Origin of the sequence: Corynebacterium evansiae, from assembly GCF_027570065.1 — a bacterium.
Classification (GTDB): Bacteria; Actinomycetota; Actinomycetes; order Mycobacteriales; family Mycobacteriaceae; genus Corynebacterium; species Corynebacterium evansiae.
In genome coordinates, this window is sequence record NZ_JAKMUT010000004.1 from 167,800 (window position 1) to 188,045 (window position 20,246).

Annotated in this window: 18 protein-coding genes; 13 read left to right on the top strand and 5 right to left on the bottom strand. The window is 63.0% G+C overall.

Going from position 1 to position 20,246, the window contains the following annotated elements; translation table 11 throughout:
- Positions 1-4: 4 nt before the first annotated feature.
- A complete protein-coding gene (ndk, locus tag L8V00_RS05930) occupies positions 5-415 on the top strand; it encodes a nucleoside-diphosphate kinase (protein ID WP_005296491.1) in 411 nt (136 codons plus the stop codon).
- Positions 416-494: 79 nt separating this feature from the next.
- Here the strand turns inward: ndk and L8V00_RS05935 are convergent, their stop codons facing one another.
- Positions 495-1,259 (bottom strand): cation diffusion facilitator family transporter, encoded by a 765-nt coding sequence (locus L8V00_RS05935; protein ID WP_246816898.1) that lies wholly within the window; start codon positions 1,257-1,259, stop codon positions 495-497.
- A 118-nt stretch (positions 1,260-1,377) separates the two neighbouring features.
- On the opposite strand from L8V00_RS05935, the gene L8V00_RS05940 reads away from it, so the two are divergent.
- The 3 genes from L8V00_RS05940 (at position 1,378) to rpmA (ending at position 5,393) form a co-directional block, all read left to right on the top strand.
- Positions 1,378-4,500 carry an Rne/Rng family ribonuclease gene (locus tag L8V00_RS05940; RefSeq protein ID WP_274707112.1) on the top strand — a complete coding sequence of 1,041 codons (3,123 nt, stop codon included), beginning with the start codon at positions 1,378-1,380 and terminating at the stop codon, positions 4,498-4,500.
- Between the two features lie 278 nt (positions 4,501-4,778).
- Complete coding sequence (gene rplU, locus L8V00_RS05945; RefSeq protein ID WP_034985382.1) at positions 4,779-5,081, top strand: 50S ribosomal protein L21; 303 nt, start codon at positions 4,779-4,781, stop codon at positions 5,079-5,081.
- A gap of 45 nt (positions 5,082-5,126) precedes the next feature.
- Positions 5,127-5,393, top strand: a complete 267-nt coding sequence (rpmA, locus tag L8V00_RS05950) for a 50S ribosomal protein L27 (protein WP_035005351.1) — start codon at positions 5,127-5,129, stop codon at positions 5,391-5,393.
- Between the two features lie 147 nt (positions 5,394-5,540).
- Here the strand turns inward: rpmA and L8V00_RS05955 are convergent, their stop codons facing one another.
- The 3 genes from L8V00_RS05955 to L8V00_RS05965 form a co-directional block, all read right to left on the bottom strand.
- Positions 5,541-6,323 (bottom strand): ABC transporter ATP-binding protein, encoded by a 783-nt coding sequence (locus tag L8V00_RS05955; RefSeq protein ID WP_269944495.1) that lies wholly within the window; start codon positions 6,321-6,323, stop codon positions 5,541-5,543.
- A 2-nt stretch (positions 6,324-6,325) separates the two neighbouring features.
- Positions 6,326-7,312 carry a FecCD family ABC transporter permease gene (locus L8V00_RS05960; RefSeq protein ID WP_070487403.1) on the bottom strand — a complete coding sequence of 329 codons (987 nt, stop codon included), beginning with the start codon at positions 7,310-7,312 and terminating at the stop codon, positions 6,326-6,328.
- A 177-nt stretch (positions 7,313-7,489) separates the two neighbouring features.
- Positions 7,490-8,677, bottom strand: coding sequence for an ABC transporter substrate-binding protein (locus L8V00_RS05965; protein WP_269944496.1), 1,188 nt, complete (start codon positions 8,675-8,677; stop codon positions 7,490-7,492).
- Between the two features lie 250 nt (positions 8,678-8,927).
- Between L8V00_RS05965 and obgE the strand changes: the two genes are divergently transcribed.
- The 3 genes from obgE (at position 8,928) to L8V00_RS05980 (ending at position 13,161) form a co-directional block, all read left to right on the top strand.
- A complete protein-coding gene (gene obgE / locus L8V00_RS05970) occupies positions 8,928-10,439 on the top strand; it encodes a GTPase ObgE (RefSeq protein WP_269944497.1) in 1,512 nt (503 codons plus the stop codon).
- 138 nt (positions 10,440-10,577) lie between these two features.
- Entirely contained in the window at positions 10,578-11,837 is a 1,260-nt protein-coding gene (proB, locus tag L8V00_RS05975; protein WP_420840042.1) for a glutamate 5-kinase, read from the top strand.
- A gap of 19 nt (positions 11,838-11,856) precedes the next feature.
- Complete coding sequence (locus L8V00_RS05980; protein WP_269944499.1) at positions 11,857-13,161, top strand: glutamate-5-semialdehyde dehydrogenase; 1,305 nt, start codon at positions 11,857-11,859, stop codon at positions 13,159-13,161.
- A 58-nt stretch (positions 13,162-13,219) separates the two neighbouring features.
- On the opposite strand, the gene L8V00_RS05985 is transcribed toward L8V00_RS05980, so the two are convergent.
- Positions 13,220-14,062, bottom strand: a complete 843-nt coding sequence (locus tag L8V00_RS05985; RefSeq protein ID WP_269944500.1) for a YwiC-like family protein — start codon at positions 14,060-14,062, stop codon at positions 13,220-13,222.
- Positions 14,063-14,197: 135 nt separating this feature from the next.
- Here L8V00_RS05985 and nadD point away from each other — a divergent pair, with 135 nt between their 5' ends.
- The 6 genes from nadD (at position 14,198) to L8V00_RS06015 (ending at position 20,244) form a co-directional block, all read left to right on the top strand.
- A complete protein-coding gene (gene nadD, locus L8V00_RS05990; protein WP_269944501.1) occupies positions 14,198-14,836 on the top strand; it encodes a nicotinate-nucleotide adenylyltransferase in 639 nt (212 codons plus the stop codon).
- 56 nt (positions 14,837-14,892) lie between these two features.
- Positions 14,893-15,366: a ribosome silencing factor gene (gene rsfS / locus L8V00_RS05995; protein ID WP_005296457.1), complete on the top strand. Its 474-nt coding sequence runs from the start codon at positions 14,893-14,895 to the stop codon at positions 15,364-15,366.
- A 19-nt stretch (positions 15,367-15,385) separates the two neighbouring features.
- Complete coding sequence (locus tag L8V00_RS06000) at positions 15,386-16,195, top strand: histidine phosphatase family protein (protein WP_070487374.1); 810 nt, start codon at positions 15,386-15,388, stop codon at positions 16,193-16,195.
- Between the two features lie 3 nt (positions 16,196-16,198).
- On the top strand, positions 16,199-17,275 hold the full coding sequence (locus tag L8V00_RS06005) for a DegV family protein (RefSeq protein ID WP_269944502.1): 1,077 nt from the start codon (positions 16,199-16,201) through the stop codon (positions 17,273-17,275).
- Positions 17,276-17,411: 136 nt separating this feature from the next.
- Entirely contained in the window at positions 17,412-18,299 is an 888-nt protein-coding gene (locus L8V00_RS06010) for a ComEA family DNA-binding protein (RefSeq protein ID WP_035005338.1), read from the top strand.
- Positions 18,283-20,244 carry a ComEC/Rec2 family competence protein gene (locus L8V00_RS06015; protein WP_269944503.1) on the top strand — a complete coding sequence of 654 codons (1,962 nt, stop codon included), beginning with the start codon at positions 18,283-18,285 and terminating at the stop codon, positions 20,242-20,244. Before L8V00_RS06010 ends, L8V00_RS06015 begins: the two co-directional genes overlap by 17 nt.
- The last annotated feature ends 2 nt before the right edge of the window (positions 20,245-20,246 follow it).

Below are 20,246 nucleotides of genomic sequence, written 5' to 3' on the forward strand. Positions count from 1 at the left end.
TGGCATGACTGAACGCACTCTTATTCTGATCAAGCCCGACGGTGTTAAGAACGGCCACGTGGGCGAAATTATCTCCCGCATCGAAAAGAAGGGTCTGAAGCTCGTGGAGCTGGACCTGCGTACCGCTGACCGCGAGACCGCGGAAAAGCACTACGCTGAGCACTCCGACAAGCCTTTCTTCGGCGAGCTGGTGGACTTCATCACCTCCGCTCCGCTGGTTGCCGGCATCGTTGAGGGCGAGTCCGCTATCGCCGCTTGGCGTCAGCTGGCCGGTGGCACCCACCCGGTGGAGAAGGCCACCCCGGGCACCATCCGCGGCGACTTCGCCCTGACCGTCGGCGAGAACGTTGTCCACGGCTCCGACTCCCCGGAGTCCGCTGAGCGCGAGATCGGCATTTGGTTCCCGAACCTGTAAATAGTTAGACAAATTAACCGCGGGCGCAGCGCGTCCGCGGTTTTTGCGTATCTGGGGGCTTATGTCCGGGGCTTAAGGCTTAGCCGCCGTGGCGTTCCTGGAAGTCCTGCGAGCCTTCCTCAGTCAGCGTGACCCATTTCCGCGCCCCATCGGCAGAGCGTAGCTCTCGAATCTTCACGGCCTTGCCTTGTTGGACCAGTTTGTCCAGCGCCTCGTTCACGCTGTGAGCGGTCCAGCCGTAGTGCGACAGATCCTCCTTCAGGGCGTCGCTCAGAATTTGCAGGCCGCCCGGCACGCAGCGGCGGCAGTAGAGGAAGGCCTGCAGCCACTCAGTGGGGTTCTTAATCTCCATATCCTGTTGTAGCTTCTTCGGGTCGGTGTAGCGGGCGGGGCGCCAGGCGTCAAAAGTAATGACCCAGTACATCAAGCCCGCGGTGATCAGGGCGGCAATAGCGGCGAAGCCCCACCTGCCCTGGCCACTAAACATGCTTGCGGCCTGCGATAGGCCGAAGACGAGTGCTAGCACCAGCACCAGGCGGCCTTCTTCTTTCCAGCTGAAGGGAGTACGGGCGGCTTCGGCGTCTGTCTTCATGGGGGAGTAGGTGTTGCCGCGCACGCCGCTCCGCCGCAGGTAGCGCCACCACACGACGCAGGCCAGGATGGCGGTGGCGAGGATCCCCAGCGCCGGCAACGGCCCAGTAACCGGTGCACAGAGGATGAACATCGTCAGCGCGAGAATCAGTGAAACCACGAACTGCGCGGCCTTGCTGGGGCGCATGCCGTTCTGGACATCGGTGAGCACTGTCCGGTCGAAGGCGACGGAGGGGCGGGAGGGGTTGGGCATAGCGTTCAGCGTAACAGCCGGGCGCTTTAGCGCAGGGTTGTCGGATGGGTTGTCGGATGGATGCGTGGCGATATGAGACAATGGGGGACAGATCGGATGCCCACAACGACGATGCGGCATGGCGATCAGGAAAACTTTGAAGACTTTAAAAGGAGATTTCGTGGCGACTATCAGCCCGGAAATTGCAGCTCAGGCTGCGAAAATTGATCGAGAGAGTGTGGGGGAGAAGGTTCGCGTCCACACCGTTGCCAAGCAGTTGGGGATCCGCGCGACGGACTTCCTGGGCATTCTGGCGGACCACGGCATTGAGGGGAAGAAGACGGCCTCGTCGCTGACTCAGGCACAGGTCTTTTCTGTTTTGGACGCCCTCAGTGCCAACTCTGAGCCGTCTCAGGCAGACGAGAAGCCTGCGAAGAAGGCTACTAAGAAGACTGCCAAAAAGACTGCGAAGAAGCAGACGAAGAAGGCTGCCAAGAAGACTGCGAAGAAGTCTGTCGAGCCTGCAGAGGAAAAGCCCGCCGAGCAGAACGAAAAGGTGGAGCAGACTGCGGAGGAGGCCGCTGAGAAACCAGAACAGAAGCCGACCACGCGAACTGCTAAGCGCTCTGCGAAGAAGACGGCGAAGCGCGTCGTAAAGAAGTCTGCCAAGAAGGCCGATAAGGCCGATAAAGAAGGGCAAGCAGAACAGGCGGAGCACGCTGAGGAGACAGAGCAGAAGCCGGATCAGACTGAAGCGCAGGTAGCGAAGCCGCAGGAGGAGAAGGCTCAGGAAGAGAACTCTATACCGAAGCCGGTGCGCCGCCGCCGAGTCCGCCGAGTCGTGCGCCGCGTGGGAAGTGCGCGCCGGGCGGAGGAGCGGGCGTCACAAGAAAAGGGCGGACGCAACAACGACCGCGGTGACGTACCGGAAGAGACCCCCGCGAAGAATGTCGCGCCCGAGGATCTGCACCCGGCCGAGCGCGCCACCGAAGATCTGGTGGACGAGCCGGTGAAGATGAAGGGCTCCACCCGCCTCGAATCGCAGCGCCGCTGGCGGGCGAAGAACCGCGACAAGAACTACAAGGCCATCACCCGCGCCGAATTCCTGGCGCGCCGCGAGTCCGTGGAACGCACGATGATCGTCCGCGACTCGGAGCGCACCGACCACAAGGGCATGATGACGCAGGTCGGCGTGGTGGAAGATGGCCAGCTGGTCGAGCACTTCGTGGCGGATGCGACGCACCAGTCGCTGATCGGCAACGTGTACCTGGGTCGCGTGCAAAACGTGCTGGGCAGCATGGAGGCAGCCTTCGTGGACATCGGCACGGGCCGCAACGCCGTGCTGTACGCAGGCGAGATGGACTGGCGTTCGCCGCACTTGCACTCCAAGAACCGCAAGATCGACCAGGCGCTGCGCCCGGGCGACCAGATCCTGGTGCAGGTGCTGAAGGATCCGATTGGACACAAGGGTGCGCGCCTGACGAACCGCATTAGCTTCGCGGGCCGCTACCTGGTGTACTTCCCGGCGGGCACGACTGCCGGTATTTCCCGCAAGCTCCCCGCGGGCGAGCGCAAGCGCCTGAAGGACATCCTGGGCGAGGTCATCACTGGCGATGGCGGCGCGATCATCCGCACGGCTGCGGAGAACGCGACGGAAGAGCAGATCACCGAGGACGTGCAGCGCCTGGAGAAGCGTTGGCAGGAGATCCAGAAACTGGAGAACAAGGAGCGCAACTCCAAGGGCTCCAAACCGGTGACGCTCTACGAAGAGCCGAACATGCTGATCCAGGTTGTGCGCGACGTGTTTAACGCGGACTTCTCCGAGCTGATCATCGACGGCGATAAGTCCTGGCAGGCTGTGCGCGACTACCTGGGTCGCACCTCCCCGGAGCTGATGGACCGCGTGAACAAGTGGAACCGTGGCAAGCACGACGGCCAGGATGCCTTCGCGCCGCTGGACCTGGACCAGCAGCTGGAAAAGGCAATGGCCCGCAAGGTGTGGCTGCCATCGGGCGGCTACCTGATCATCGACCACACCGAGGCCATGACGGTCATCGACGTGAACACCGGCTCCTTCGTGGGCAGCGGCGGCAACCTCGAGGCCACGGTCACGGAGAACAACCTCGAGGCGGCCGAGGAGATCGTCCGCCAGCTGCGCCTGCGCGACATCGGCGGCATGATCGTCGTGGACTTCATCGACATGCTGCTGCAGCAGAACCAGGATCTGGTGCTGCGCCGTCTGTCGGAGTTCCTGGGCCGCGACCGCACCCGTCACAAGCTGGGCGAGGTGACGTCGCTGGGTCTGGTGCAGCTGACCCGCAAGCGCCTCGGCACCGGCCTGCTGGAGACGTTCTCCACCCCGTGTGAGGCCTGCGAAGGCCGCGGGTTCATCATGCACCCGGACCCGGTGGAGCAGAAGGACCCGGAGCCGCGACGCGACCACGGGCACCGCAAGGAGCGCCAGCAGGCTAAGAACCAGGGGAGGAACCAGAACCAGTCCAAGAGCCGGAACCAGGGCAAGGATCCGGAGCGGAGCCAGCGCGAGGACAAGCGAGCACACCGCGAGGACAAGCACGCGCAGCGCGAGGACAAGCAGCCCCAGCAACAGTCCCAGCAAAGTGAGCCCCAGCAGGGCGAACCCCAAAATGACAAGGCCCAGAATGACAAGCCTCAGCAGGGCACGCGCCGTCGGGTGCGCCGCGTAGTCCGCCGCGGCAACCCGCACGCCGCCCAGGCCGCGGAGCGAGAGCAGCAGCGGGGGCGCAACGCCAAGGCATCTAACAGCGACATCGACAGCATCGTCGCCAGCGCCCGCAAGCGCTCCGCCCAGGAGGATCCGGACGAGCCCTCGGCAGCCAACAACGCCGAGCGCCCGGAGTACTCCGGGGAGGGTGCAGGCGCGAACAAGACCACGAACAACAGGTCCCGCCGTCGCCGCCGTGTAGTGCGTTCGGCGCACACCGGCGCGCGCACTGATCGCTCTGCTCGCACCGAACGTGCTGCTCGCAGTGCTCGCTCTTCTTCGGGTCGGGACGCCACCTCTTCCGCCGCCAACCGATCCAGCTACGAGGAAGCCAAGCGCGAGTTCGAGGAATCTCCACGCCGGAAGCGGCAGACACGGGGCAACTCCAAGTCTGACTTTGCCCCGCGGCCGGAGGACTTCGGCGTCACAAAAAATAGCGCCGAAAAGAGTGCCGAGAACAAGACCAAGAACACCCGTTCGCGTGGCCGTCGCCGGCGAGTGGTGCGCAAGACGAACTAGTTCCGAGCGAAAGCGAAGGGATTTGGTTTTTAGCCCCCTGACCGGGTAGTCTTAACCAGTCGCTGTTCGTTCCGCCGGTGACCAGCCTTAACGCGCGCGTCGCCGGGGACTGCGCGAGTGCACTAGCTTCCAGCAGGGTGCGTTCGCACAGTGTGCACAGAAGTGCCCCGGGCACTTTTGGGGGAACGAACGCAGCTAAGCAAAAGTAACAGTCAGGATGCTTCCTTCCCGCAGGGGGCTGCCTGAGCCGATTAGAGAAATAAAAGGGGTAGCCCTACATGTACGCGATCGTCAAGACCGGCGGAAAGCAGTACAAGGTTGCCGAAGGTGACCTCGTCAAGGTCGAGAAGATCGAGGGTGAGCCGGGTTCGTCCGTGGCTCTCACCCCGGTTCTCGTCGTCGATGGCGCAAACGTCACCACCGGTGACAAGCTGGCATCTGTAAATGTCAACGCTGAGATCGTGGAGCACGTTCGCGGACCGAAGATCCGCGGCATGCACTACCGCAACAAGACCGGTTACAAGCGCCGCTACGGCCACCGTCAGACCCTCACGGTTCTGAAGGTCACCGGTATCAAGTAAACTACCGAGACACTTTGATTTTCTTCCTTAAGGAGGGAGAGACTAATGGCACACAAGAAGGGTGCATCTAGCTCCAACAACGGCCGTGACTCCGAGTCCAAGCGTCTCGGTGTGAAGCGCTTCGGCGGCCAGCAGGTCAAGGCCGGCGAGATCCTGATCCGCCAGCGTGGTACCTCTTTCCACCCGGGCGTTAACGTTGGCCGCGGTGGCGACGATACTCTGTTCGCCCTGAAGGCCGGCTCCGTCCAGTTCGCTACCAAGCGCCGCCGTCGCGTGGTGAACATCGTCGAGGACGAGGCTGTCGAGGCCTAAGCTTCTAGAGAGCTTCTAGAGCCTTTTAGGCACGAGCCTTAAAACCACAAGAATCCAGTGGACGCAGCAGATGCGTGCACTGGATTTTTGTATTTTGATAAGCCCTCCCGGTGCACAAGCCATCAAAAGCCACCGGGGAGGGCGGGCTTACTCCTCTACCGGGCAGATGACGGGTGTGCCGTCATCGTCCAGCACTTTGGCCCGCAGGCCGTAGACTTCCTCAAGCAGATCCGGAGTAAGCACCTCCGCGGGCTGTCCTTGCGCCTTTAGGCACCCCTGGTGCAGCACAATCAGCCGGTCGCAGTAGCGAGCAGCCAAGTTCAGGTCGTGAATCGCAATCAGCGCCATCGAATCGTTCCGGCGCACTTCGCGACTAATGAGTTGCAACAATTCGACTTGGTGCCGCAGGTCCAACGCCGAGGTTGGCTCGTCGAGAAGCAGAACTTCCGGCTCGCGTACCAACATCTGTCCGACGGCAACCAACTGGCGTTGCCCGCCCGAAAGCTGATGGACGTGGCGCGAAGCCAGATGAGTGATCCCGAGCCTGTCCATCACCGCGGCGGCTCGCTCCTGTGCGGCTTTAGCTGGGCTAGTGCCGTTGATGCTGACCTGCGCCGACGAGGATCGCCGCGCAGCCACAAGGATCGACTCGAACGCCGTGAGCGACGCACTCGACAGCAGATCTTGCGGCACATAGCCGATAGCTTCACGCCGCGCACTGCCGGTTAGTGCTTCGCCGTTGCGGGTGATGTGGCAGGTGCCTGATGACGCCCCCTGTATCCCCGCGATCGTCTTCACCAGGGTGGACTTACCAGCAGCGTTCGGTCCTAGTAGGCCAGTGATGCTGCCTGGCGTGAATCCGGTAGCGGTGACTCCCTTCAGCACCGAGTGCTTGCCATAGTGGACGTGAATATCTTCCAGAGCGAGCATGCTTAAGACCTCCAGATGGTGCGTCGGCGGGCGAAGATTAGGATCAGGAAGAACGGCACACCCACCAGGGACGTAATGATGCCTATGGGGACCGCGACACCTGGAACAATCGTGATGGAAACCGCATGGGCAGCAGACAGCAATAGCGCACCGGCGGCCATGGAGGCCGGGGCGAAGTACCGTTGATCTTCGCCTACCAGCATTCGCGCGACGTGAGGGCCTACCAGGCCAATAAATCCGATCACGCCAGCAAAAGCCACCGCACTGGCAGCCAGCAGGGATGCAACAACCAGCGTGGTCACGCGCAGGCGTTGGACGTTGATTCCCAAAGCTGCGGCTCGGTCGTCGCCTAGCCGGAGCGCGGTGAGCTTCCAAGAATTCACAACCGTGAAGGGGATTGCTATAGCCAGGGTTCCCAGGAGGATGGCGTTAGACGTCCAGTTCGCTCGCTGCAGCGAGCCCATCGTCCAGAAGACAATCTGCTGTAAGGCCTCAGTGGTGGCGCTGTATTGCATAAGGGAAAGCATCGCCTGAAAAAGAAAGACCAGAGCGATTCCCAGCAGAATCATCGATTCCGCACTGGCTCCCCGCCACACTGCGGCGCCTGCCACAACGAACACCGCAACCAAGGCCGCCACCCACGCCACAGCGGCGAGATTGAATTGTGGGTTGCTCAGCACCGTCCAGCCCAACACGATGGAGGCAGCACCTCCAAAGGCTGCTGCTGCGGAAATACCCAAAGTGAAGGGTTCTGCGAGGGGATTGTCCAGGATGGTCTGCATGTGGGCGCCGGACAAGGAAAGTCCTGCCCCAATGAGAACCGCCATGCCCGCGGCCGGCAGGCGCAGGTTCCACAACACCGTGCGGGTAGTTTCGTCCACACCGTTGGGGTTGAACAGTCCATTCCAGAGTTCTGCCCAGCTGAGGTTAATCGGGCCGACAACGGTCGCGACGGTGAAGGCCACTAAGGCGCCAAGTGTCAGAACCATAATGGCCAGGATCTTGCGCCGGGATTGACGGCGATAATCCGCTATGACGTCACCAGTGGCCGCGCGTGCATCGACTGAGTCATCTGGATCGGTGGGGCCGACTGAATCGGGAGTGCTAGTGGCAGGGGATGAGGTTGGGGTTACAAGCTGAGACATCGAACTTCTTCTCGGTTGGGGTTAGCTCTTGGCGGAAATGAAGAACGTTCCGGAGTACTCAAAAGGCATCCACTTCTTGTGGAAGTCAGCGAAATCTCGTTCCACATCAACATCCTGGAACAGCTCCGGGTGTAGCCACTGGGCGAATTGCTCCAGGGCGAACACATTGAGCGGGGAATCGTAGAACTGGTGGTAGGCAGCGTGCAGGTTTCCTTTCTTCGGAGCCTTTAGGGCGGTGAAACCTGGCGTCGAAAGAAGCCCCTTGAGGGTCTTTTCTGCAGTAGCAGGCTGAGCGCGATAACCGAGCTCGACATGGGGCAGCACCTCCGGCTCGTCCGGATCCTTGGCCCAGGAACCGCCGGTTGCGATGATTTGCTCGGGCTGTTCAGCAAGGATCTTTTCTGCAGTGAGGTCACCGGATTCGGTATCCAACAACTCATCGCCCATGTTCTTGCCGCCGGCGGCATTGACGAGGTCACCAAGGTTGGAATCCTTCACAGTGGAACAACAGTCCTTCATGCCGGCTGCCCGCCATACCAGAGTCTTTGGCTTGTTCTTAGCCGCGCTGACGCGGTCAGTGATGTCCTTTACCTTGCTGTCGTAGAAGTCATTGAACTCCTTCGCCTTATCTTCCTTGCCGAAAAGTTGGCCGTACATGGCGATAGTCTTCGTGGTGTTCTCCAGCGGCTTCTGGCGAAAATCACTGAACACGTACTTCAGGCCGGACTGGTCCATCTTTTTCAGTAGACCGGATTCCTCGGCGGCCTTTTTGTGGTCCAGGGAAAGGACGGTGATGTCCGGCTTGTGGGAAAGCAGTGCCTCCACGCTGACGTCACCCTTGGCGATGTTGCCCACCGTCGGCAGGTCGTTGTACTGCTTATGCACCGCAGAGAGCTTCGCCTCGTAGGACGGAGCTGCCTTGTGCAGATCGGAGCCGATGGCCACCACGTTTTCCGTTGGGTTTTCTTTGTTCAGCAGCGAGGTGGCAAACAGTCCGCGGCCTTCTGCGAGAAGGACTTTTTTCGGCTGCGAATCAAGGTGGACCTGGCGACCGGTCACGTCGGTGATCGTAACGGCGTTACCGGATCCGTTGGCGCCATCGGAACTTTCGGAGTTGCTGGTGCCGGCTGCGCCACAGGCTGCGAGGCCCAAGGTGGCGGTTGCTGCAACTACAGCCACGCAGGCTTTGCGTAGCGGAGAAAAACGCATAGTTATTCCTTTGTGTGAGGGGTGTGTTCAGAAGGCCAACCTCGATCAAAAGGTTAGCCTAGCCTTATAGGAGCAAGGGTAGGCTAACTATAGTTCATAGTGATTGTGGTTGAAAGGGAGGGGGTGCTCTTTCGACCGTCTATGCCTCACCTGCGCCCCGTGTATGCCAAAGGAGTGCGCACTTTAGGCTGATGTCCGAATAGCCGATAGACTCGGAACCCGAAGATTTAATTGGGGCGAAAGGAAAGCCATGCCACAGTTCGTTGATCGCGTAGTGCTGCATTTGCAGGCCGGTGACGGCGGCCACGGCTGCGCCTCCGTCCACCGCGAAAAGTTCGTCCCCCTCGGCGGCCCCGACGGCGGAAACGGCGGCCACGGTGGAGACATCATCCTGGAGGTTTCCCCGCAGGTACACACCCTGCTGGACTTTCACTTCCACCCGCACATCAAGGCCCAGCGCGGCAACAACGGCGCCGGCGATCACCGACACGGTGCGCGCGGGGAAGACCTCGTACTCCAAGTGCCGGAGGGCACCGTGGTGCTTAACTCCAAGGGTGAGGCGGTTGCCGACCTAACAGGCAAGGGCACGCGGATGATCGTCGCCGCGGGCGGACACGGCGGGTTGGGAAACGCAGCGTTGGCGTCCAAAAGCAGGAAGGCCCCGGGCTTCGCGCTACTGGGTGAACCTGGCGAGGCAAAGGACGTCATCCTCGAACTCAAGTCCATGGCAGACGTCGGCCTGGTGGGCTTCCCGTCGGCAGGTAAGAGCTCGCTGATTTCCGTGCTGTCGGCTGCGAAGCCGAAGATCGCGGACTACCCGTTTACGACCCTGGTGCCGAACCTGGGTGTGGTCAACGTTGGCCACGAGGTGTTCACCGTCGCCGACGTGCCGGGTCTGATCCCCGGCGCTAGCGAAGGCAAGGGCCTGGGGTTGGACTTCCTACGCCACATCGAGCGCACCGCCGTTTTGGCCCATGTTGTGGACGCCGCCTCGCTGGAGGCAGACCGCGATCCGGTCGCGGACATCAAGGCCCTGGAAAAGGAGCTGGCTAACTACCAGGAGGAACTGGCGAGCGACTCCGGGCTGGGCGACCTACGCGAGCGCCCGCGCGTGATCATCCTGAACAAGATGGACGTACCGGACGCTGCGGACATGGCCGACCTGCAGGAAGAAGAGCTCAAGGAGTTCGGCTGGCCGATCTTCCGCATCTCGACTGTGGCGCACAAGGGCTTGGACGAGCTGAAGTACGCGCTGCTGGACATCGTGAAGGCCCACCGCAAGGCCAACCCGGTCGAGGAAAAGCCCGCGCAGGTGATTACCCCGAAGGGGCTGCGCAAGCGCTCCGGCGGGCGATTCGCCGACTTCGAAGTGGAGGCCGACCCGTCCGCCGAGGATGCCTTCATTGTTCGCGGAGAGAAGATCGAACGCTGGATCCGCCAGACCGACTTCGAAAACGACGAGGCCGTGGGCTACCTGGCCGACCGTCTGGCGAAGGCCGGCGTGGAGGAAGCACTCTACAAGGCCGGCGCGGACGCAGGCAGCGAGGTAACGATCGGGGAAATCACCTTCGAGTGGGATCCGCAGACCGCCGCCGGTGTGGACGTCATGCGCAGTGGGCGCGGCACCGACATCCGCCTGGAGCAGAACACCCGTGCTACCCCGGAGGAACGCAAGCGTGCCTCGCAGGCCCGCCGCGGCCTGATCGACGAGAACGATTTCGGCGACGGGGAGGCCGCAGAGCGCGAACGCTGGCAGGGGTAGCCACGTTGAACCAATCTGCACAACCCCGGGAGCGGGGCTGGCATACTGGTAAGTATGTCATCCTCCGATTCCGACATTGCAGACGAAAAAGAGTTCAGTTCAGCCCAGTCCGCGTTTAGCTACGCAGGACCGGGGGAGATGACTCCCGAATTAGCCACGCCCGTGCCTACCTACGGGCAAAGGCCAGTGCACGAGCCGGGCCCAGTTGTGCCCGCGACGTCCATTGAATTCCCCGAGCCGGAGGCGGACGAAGACGATCCGGCGATGGGGCACGATTCCTCTGTCCGCGCCGACATCGCCCACGCCCGCCGCCTGGTGGTGAAGATCGGCTCTTCCTCCCTGACCGACGACGACGGCCGTGTGGATCCGAACCAGATCGACATGATCGCCGACGCGCTGGAGGCGCGCATGGCGCGCGACACCGACCTCATCGTCGTTTCCTCTGGTGCTGTGGCCTGTGGCATGGGGCCTCTGGAGCTCGCCCAGCGCCCCACCGACCTGGCTACCAAGCAGGCCGCCGCGTCTGTCGGCCAGGTGCTGTTGGCCCAGGAGTGGGCGCGTAGTTTCGCCCGTTACGGTCGCACTATCGGCCAGGTTCTTCTTACTGCTTCGGACGCCGCAGAGCGCGACCGCGCACGTAACGCCCAGCGCACCATTGACCGTTTGCGCCAGCTGAAGGCCGTGCCGATTGTCAACGAGAATGATACGGTCGCTACCTCTGAGATGCGCTTCGGTGACAACGACCGCCTGGCCGCTTTGGTGAGCCACCTAGCCTTCGCGGATGCTTGCGTGCTGCTGTCCGACGTGGACGGCCTGTACGACCGCAACCCGGCCGAGCCGGGCGCCCAGTTCATCGCCGAGGTGAAGAGTTCCAAGGACCTGAAGGGCGTGGCTGCAGGTGACGGTGGCCGCCTGGGCACCGGCGGCATGGCGGCGAAGGTATCGGCTGCCCGCCTGGCCTCGCGCGCAGGTGTGCCGGTGTTGCTGACTTCCACGGAGAACATCGGTGCGGCCCTGGATACTGCGGAGGTAGGAACCTGCTTCTGGCCGGACCAGGATCGCCTGAGCGCATGGAAGTTCTGGGTGCTGTACGCTGCAGATTCTTATGGCCAGCTGCACCTGGATGCCGGCGCGGTTCGCGCCGTGACGGAGAATCACAAGTCCCTGCTGTCGGTGGGCATCACCAAGGTCGAGGGCGATTTCTCGCAGCGCGACGTGGTGGACCTGGTGGGGCCGGACGGCAACATTGTTGGCCGTGGCGAGGTGGCATACGACTCCGCCATGCTGCACGACCTGATTGGCCAGTCGACCTCCGACCTGCCGGAGTTTGCCCGCAGGCCGGTGGTGCACGCCGACTACATGTCTCATTACGCTAACCGAGCGCAGCTTAGGGGCTAGTTCGCTAGCATGGGTTGGTATGACAAACTCCAACGAAGCTAAAGAGAACACCCTTTCCCCGGAACGCCAGGCAGAACGCGACGAGGTTCTAGCCAAGGCTAAAAAGGCCAAGGAGGTCAGTTCCCAGCTGCTGCTGAACACCCAGCAGAAGAACGATCTGCTGGCTGACGCAGCAGATGCGCTGGAGGCTAATGCGGCGGACATTATCGCCGCCAACGAGAAGGATATTGCAGCGGGCAAGGAGCGCGGCTTCGCCGACTCCCTGCTGGACCGTCTTGCCCTGGACACCGAGCGTATTTCCGGTATTGCCGGCGGCCTGCGCCAGGTCATCGGGCTATCTGATCCGGTGGGTGAAATCGTCCGCGGACACACCCGCCCCAACGGTCTGCGCATGAAGCAGGTGCGCGTGCCACTGGGTGTGATGGGCATGGTCTACGAGGCCCGCCCTAACGTCACGGTCGACGCTTTCGGCCTGGCCATCAAGTCCGGCAACGTGCCCCTGCTGCGCGGCTCCAAGTCTGCCCGCCACACCAATGAAAAACTGGTGCAGATCCTGCAGGATGTTGCCGAAAACCACAACCTGCCGCGTGAGCTGGTACAGCTGTTGCCGTGCGATACTCACGACTCGGTGCAGGACCTGATTACCGCCCGTGGCCTGGTGGATTTGGTTATCCCACGCGGTGGCGCTGGGCTGATCAACGCTGTGGTTCTGGGTGCTACCGTGCCCACTATCGAGACCGGTACGGGCAACTGCCACTTCTACGTCGACTCCTCTGCGGACATTGAGGAAGCTACCAAGCTGGTTATCAACGGCAAGACCCGCCGCTGCTCCGTCTGCAACGCCACCGAGGTTGTACTGCTGGATTCCGCCCTGCCGGACCCGGACAAGATCTACGTACTGGAGGAACTGCAGAAGGCCGGCGTGACCCTGCACGGTGAGAAGAAGCAGCTGGATCCGCTGATCAACGATGTCGTCCAGGCGGAGGAAACCGACTGGACCGACGAGTACCTGAGCTTTGACATTGCAGTGGCGATCGTCGACGGCGTGGAGGAAGCCGTGACCCACATCAACCGTTACGGCACCAGCCACACTGAGGGTATTGCCGCCCGCGACTACAAGACCACCAGCTACTTCGAGCAGTACGTCGACGCAGCCGCTGTCTCCGTCAACACCTCTACCGCCTGGACGGACGGAGAGATGTTCGGCTTCGGCGCGGAGATCGGCATCTCTACCCAGAAGCTTCACGCCCGCGGCCCGATGGGGCTGCCGGAGCTGACGAGCACCAAGTGGGTTATCAACGGCGAAGGCCAGGTTCGCCCCTAAGTGTGGCGATGGCGTTCACTTTTCCGGTTGAGAAGTGGGCGTCATAAAGAAAGAACAGCTACACCACCAGCGTAAGGCTCGCGCCGAGCGCCAGAACCAGACACATCGGTATCTCCCACATGCCGACCTTCTTGGGCGTCCACTCGCGGGGGTTAGCCTTGGCGATCGGTGGGATCAGCTTGGCGCGCAGGGCAGCGGCGGCCATCACCAGAATCATCAGCGGGCCGCTGGCGGTGTAACCACCGTCGATAGCGGCCGTGACCGAGGTGATGAGCGTGACCAACAAAGCGATGCGGTGATAGCGCAGGGAGACCCGCTCGAAGGGTGCATTATCCCTCTCGCGGATGATCGTCTTCACATAGAAAATCGTGCCCGTGAAGTACAAGCCGATGACGAGGGTGGTTACCCATATGGCGACGGGCGCCTCGCTGAAGAACCACGGCAGGACGGAGAAACCGCTGGCCGAGACCGCGACGATGTACATGAGGGCGCTGGCCACCGTGGTGGAGATACCGGAGATGAGGCTGCGGGGGCGCCTCCTGAAGACCTCCATCAGAGCCACCGCGATCAGCGGCACAAACGGCACGCACCACCACAGCAATCGCGGCTGCAGATACAACACAATCACGGTGAAAATGGCTGTGAGGGCACCGTACGTCAGCGTGGGCCAGAGGTAAGCGCGACGGCGGGCAGGGGCGCGGGTTTTGAACCACAGGCCGAAGGCGAAGAAGGTGAAGTAGCCGAAGACCCAGGCCAGAGGCATAAAAGTCAATGCCAACCACTGCACCGGATTGCCGTAGGACGGAGCGATAACGGCGGCGGTGATCAGACCTGTGGTGATTGGCAGAATGAGCATTGCCCATGCGCCGTGTTGGTTTGGAACCCACGCGTTTGTACTCATCGCTAGATCGGACACTCCCTGCTGTTTCACCTATAATTTGGGCGATCGTACGCCCGCACCTCTTAAGACTAGAATCTTCCGGCAGTCAATATAAAGACCGCAGACGGCCCGGAGAAAGAAAAGGCAGAATCAACAGTGCAGAACACCACCACACAGCCCACCCGGGTTGGCATCATGGGCGGCACGTTCGACCCCATCCACAACGGGCACCTGGTAGCCGGTAGTGAGGTTGCGGATCTGTTTGACCTGGATGTGGTGATCTACGTGCCCACCGGCCAGCCATGGCAGAAGAAGCACAAACAGGTCTCCGCGGCAGAGGATCGCTACCTGATGACGGTCGTCGCAACGGCCTCGAACCCCCGCTTCCTGGTTTCTCGGGTAGATATTGACCGCGGTGGGGATACGTACACCGTGGACACTTTGGCAGACATCCGCGCCCAGTACCCAGAGGCCGAGCTGTTCTTCATTACCGGCGCCGACGCGCTGCAGAAGATTGTGACGTGGCGGGACTGGGAGAAGATTTTCGACCTGGCGCACTTCGTAGGTGTGACCCGCCCCGGTTATGAACTGCCGAAGGGCGACGAGGGTAGCGACGATCCACTATCGCAGGAAGTTGCTGCCGGGCGCCTGTCTTTGGTGGAGATTCCCGCCATGGCCATTAGTTCCACCGACGTGCGCGAGAGGGCGACGAATGGCCGACCCGTGTGGTACCTGGTGCCCGATGGCGTGGTGCAGTACATCGCCAAGCACGGCATGTACGTTTCCAGCGAATAGCTGGCGGGTTGCTAGACTGGATGTGTTTTAAACCAATCATGAAGGGCTGAAGTTTTTTGACTGCTACTGCAGATTCGATCGCGCTCGCCGGAGTGGCGGCGCGCGCAGCGGCCGAGAAGTTGGGGGAGGACATTCTGGTCCTCGATGTCTCGGACCGTTTGGCCATTACGGACGTGTTCGTCATCGTCAGCGGCGATAACGAGCGCATGGTGAACTCCATCGTCGACGAGGTGGAGTACGAGGTGGGCCAGGACGGGCCTAAGCCAACCCGCCGCGAGGGCCGCGGCGAGGGCCACTGGGTGCTGCTGGACTACGGCAACGTTGTGGTGCACGTCCAACGCAAGGAAGAGCGCGAGTTCTACGCGCTGGATCGCCTGTGGCGCGATGCCCCGCAGATCGAGGTCGAGGGCGTGGAGCAGGTGGACCGCGGAAGCAACTGGGATGCCGATGCAGAGGTGGACGTTCTGGAAGCCACCAGCATCGACGACCTGCCGCTGGCCGGCCCCGCCCCGGACGCGGACGAGCTGTAGAAGCTGATAAGTCTTCACCATGGGCGAGCGCAGGGTCTTTTTGGTCCGTCACGGGCAGACGGAATACAACGCCAAGGGGCGTATGCAGGGACAGCTGGATACTGACCTGTCCCCGGTGGGTGTGCAGCAGGCCAAGGTCACCGCGCAGATGCTGGGGGATAAGCGCATCGCGCGGGTGATCGCCAGTGACCTTAAGCGCGCCTACGATACGGCGTTGATCCTGGCCGAGCCCTTCGGCTGTGAGGTGACGACCGACACCCGCCTGCGGGAGACGGACCTGGGCCAGTGGCAGGGAGCCTCGCGCGAAGAGGTAGATCGCGACTTCCCCGGGCAGCGTGCGTATTGGCGCCACGATCCGCAGTGGGCTCCGCCGGGTGGCGAGACGCGCCTGGAGGTCGCCGAGCGCGCCTACGCTGTGATCGAGGAGATCATGGCTACCGATGTGTTCGACGAGGGCGACGTGATGATCGTCGCCCACGGCGGCACGATCGGTGCGCTTACCGCCCGCCTTCTGGATCTGCCGGTGCGCTACTACCCGGTGTTCACGGGCCTGGGAAATGCCTGCTGGTCGCAGCTTTTGGCGCGCCCGCGTTTTACTGGCGAGGCGGCGGGCACCACTCCGGTGGCGGTCGACGGAAGCACGGTGCCGCTGGTGCCTTCCAGCCGCGCCGACTGGTGGAAGCTGCCGCAGTGGCACCTGGAGGGCTGGAACTTGGGCGTGGCCACCGACGCGAGCCCGGACGAGGGCGCCCTTCCAGGTGCTGCCCCTAGTTCTTTTGGTAATGACGCCACCCGCTCCAACCCGCACAACCCCAGCGAAGGCAGGTAGGTAGTGACTGTCCAGATCGTCACCGATTCCTCCTGCTGTCTGTCCAAGGAGCTTGCAGAGAAGGCCGGCATCACTGTGCTGGACTTGCACGTGGAGGGCGAAGGGGAAGAACAGACGACTTCGAGCCTGAGCAGCCTGGAGCTGACCGCGAGCTACGCCCGCCTGATGGAGCGCGGCGGGGATGCGGGCGTGCTGGCGCTGCACCTTTCCAAGCAGTTGTCCGCAACGTATGCGAATGCGTGCGTGGCGGCGGGAGTGTTCGACGGCCAGGTGAAGGTTCTGGATACCAAGAGCATTGGCATGGTGCTGGGCTTTGCCGCGCTGAGCGCCGCCGAAGTCGCCCGCGAAGGTGCGGATCTGGACACCGTGGTGGCGGTGGCCGAGGAGTCGCTGAAGAACTCCTCGCTTTGGTTGTACGTCCACCAGCTGGACGTGCTGCGCAAGGGCGGGCGCCTGTCGGTGGGGCAGGCGCTGCTGACCTCCACACTGGCGATTAAGCCGATTCTGCAGGTGACCGAGGGCAAGCTGACATTGGCGGCGAAGACCCGCACCCAGGCCAAGGCGATGGATCGCGTGGTGGATCTGGTGCGCCGCCTGGTGATTGACGAGGCAGTAGCGGGTAAGGGCAATCCGCGGGACGTGCAGATTGCCGTGCACCACAGTGATGCCGAGGACCAGGCCGTGGACCTGTCGGCGCGGCTGGGGGAGATGATTGAGCAGCTGAACCAGCTGGAGGCCCCAACCGAGCCGCCGGAGCCGCGCCCGCACTCGCTGCGCAGGCAGGTTCGGATAGAGACCTGGAAGTCCTTGCCGCAGGTAGAGGTCAGCATCGTCAGCATTCCGGAGGTCCTGCAGCTGCACGTGGGGCAGGGGGCACTGGGTGTGGCGGCGACGCTGCGAGGTACGCCGGAGAACGTCGAGGCGACCGAAGTAGCGGCAGAGGCGGCCGACACAGAAGCAGACGATTCTGCCGAGGAAGCAGCAGATAAGTCCGCCGAGACTGCAGAGGCGCCCGATGCACCCGTGGCGAACGGCGAGAAGGCCGAGGATAACGGCGCAGAGAGCAGCGACACCGAGTAACTCAGGAGAGACTTCAGGGAGCTTCTACTCGCGGGTTATCCACAGGGGAGGGGTTTTCCACAGCCCCCTGGGGTTTTGACGTGCCGTTTGCGGTGCCTGACGGCTGGCGGTCTATAGGGCATGGTCTGATCGGCGCATGTCCACACGACGTATGCGGCAGAGTTCTGCCGACAAGGTTCGCGCCCGCGCCGAAGCCTTAGCCCAGCCCATGCCGGAGCATGAGCTCGCCAACGTTGACCTAGACACGCACACGGTCATAGGCAGCACGGCATCCAGGGGGCTTATCGTCACGGTGGTCGTGGCGGTCCTCATCAGCGTCACGTTCTTCGCCTGCCAACGGCAAGATTCGGATGACGGGGCGGGAGTAGGCGGCGCCGATATACTGGCGACCACTGGCGAGCCCGGGGTACCTGGTGGCACCACTGAAACAGGTGCGGGTGGTGCCGCGACGGCAGACGGGACGGGGTTGGCCCCGGCGGGGGATGGCGGCCAGGCAATCGAGCAGGACGATAACCAGGAAGTCGTGGTGAGTGTGCAGGGGATGGTGCATCACCCCGGGCTGCTTCGGGTGCAGGCGAGCACCCGGGTGGGCGAGGCCATAGAAGCCGCAGGCGGCGGTTTGCCTAAGGCGGTCGTGTTGGGCATCAATCTGGCGGAGCCGGTCAGCGATGGCATGCAGATCGTGGTGGATGATCGTGGCTCGCGCGTGGTGTACGCCGGTGGAGCGCAAGCCGCGCCGGGTGGAGCCGGAGGCGCAGGTGCGGACGGGACGAAACCTGGTGGGGCAGGCAGCGGGTCAGCAGCGCAGGGAGGTAAAGCCGACGGCGCAGACGGCAAAGTGAACCTCAACACCGCCGACGCCGCGCAGCTGGAAACCATCAGCGGCATCGGGCCCGCCACCGCCGAGGCCATCATCGCTTGGCGAGAATCCAACGGCTCCTTCACCAGCATCGAGCAGCTCCTGGACGTCCGCGGCATTGGCCCGGCGAAGTTCGAAGCGATGCGCGATGCCGTCACTATCTAGCTCGCTAGTGTTGGGCGCGCCGGAGCCGTTCAGTCCGGAAGCCGTCACCAAAGCCCGCGGTGTTGATCTGCGACTCGTCCCCGTCGCGCTCGGCTGCTGGCTCATGGCCACCGCGATCATCCTCACCCGCAGCTTCTGGCCACTTGTCGTAGGAGGACTCATCACGCTCGCCAGCGTTGCGTGGTGGTGGCACGCCCGCCGCAGTTACGGAGCCCCGTGGCGCCGCCTCCTCGCGCGCAGCGCTGCGACTGTTGGGGCCGTCGCCAGCGCGGTGGGCCTGGGCACGTGGTGGCGGATCTTAATTATTGACGCCCAGCCGCTGCTGCAGGACCTCTCCACTACAGCGGGCAGTGTGCAGCAGCGGGTAACGGTGGCGGGCTTGCCGAAACAGGTCGCTGAGGGGACGGTGCTGGTCCCCGTGCACATCGACGGCCTGGGGGAGGTGCCGCTTTTTCTACGCCCCGACTTGGCCGGTATTGGCGCCGGTGTTGGAGGCGACGGAGTAGGCGGAGGCACAGCGAGCGCGGGCGACTTCACGGCTCTCCAACCCGGCATGAGCTTCGACATTGCTGCCACCATGCGCCCCGCCCGCGGGGCAGAGATGGTTCCCGTCACCCTGTCCGCCGCCCGAGCTCCGGAGAACATCACCGACCCGGAGGGCATATGGGGCGTCACCGCCTGGCTGCGCAGAGGCTTCCACGCGCTGTGCGCAGACCTGCCGTGGGAAGCCGGGAAGATCCTGCCCGGCATGGTGATGGGGGACGTCAGCATGCAGGATTCCACTCTGCGCAACCAGTTCACCGTCACTGGGCTAAGCCACCTCAGCGCGGTCTCGGGCTCCAATGTCGCGGTAGTCACTGGAGCCGCGTTGGTGCTGGCCACGGCCTGCCGGGCGGGGCGCCTCACCCGGCTGCTGGTGGCAGCCGGCGCCCTCGTGGCCTTCGTGCTGCTGGTCGGCCCGGAACCCAGTGTGCTGCGCGCGGCGATCATGGGCAGCGTCGGCCTGGTGGCGGTGGCTTCTGCCCGCTGGACGGACATCATCGCCTCCTTGAGCGCGGCCATTATCGCGCTGATGGTGCTTTCCCCAGGCATGGCCATTAGCTACGCCTTCGTGCTCTCGGTGGCGGCAACGGCGGGCATCGTGGTGGTGCTTCCCTGGTGGTCAAAAGCCGTGCTGGCTAGGATGCCGCTGATTCCCTGGCTGCCCGCCCACGAGCGACCCACCCAGCTGCAGGCGATGGTGGTGCGCATGGTTCTGGTGGCTATCGCAGCGGACCTGGTGACCATTCCGATCATTGTTCATATGACGGGGAAAGTCTCCCTGGTCGCGGTCGTCTGCAACCTGGCGGTGACGGCGGTGGTTCCAGTGATCACCGTACTCGGGCTCATGGCAGCACTGCTGGCGGCGATCTATCCACCGGTGACGATGCTGCTGGCCAAGCTCATTGTCGCCCCCGCGGTGCCATGCGCGGCATGGGTGCTGCAGGTGGCCCGCACGGGGTCTGGCGCGCCGATGCTCGCCACCCCGGGCGGATGGCTATGGGCGGGTATAGCCAGCGCTCTGCTGGCGGTCTTGCTGGCGAGCGTGCGCTACGCCAGCTACTGGCGCACCCTCCGCTGGGGCTGGGCCACGCTTATGTGCGGGGTGCTGATGATAGGGGTGTGGGGACGAGGGGGCGTCATAAAACTAGAAACACCAGACGCGCCCGCAGCAATCCAGACAGAGCCGGTGGACCTAGCCGGTAAGGCAGTGTTTCAAGTTCGAGACGACGACCAGGCGATGCGGCAACAGCAACAGATCGACGCAGTCGTGGCGGAGAAAGGGGGAGCGCAACAGGTGGCGGTGATCGTGACGCAGTGTGGAAAACCCCACGACAGACCCAGCTTTATGCCCAACGGGGTGCCCGTGTACTACCCGTGCAAGGACAAGGTGGAGATCCGTTAGAA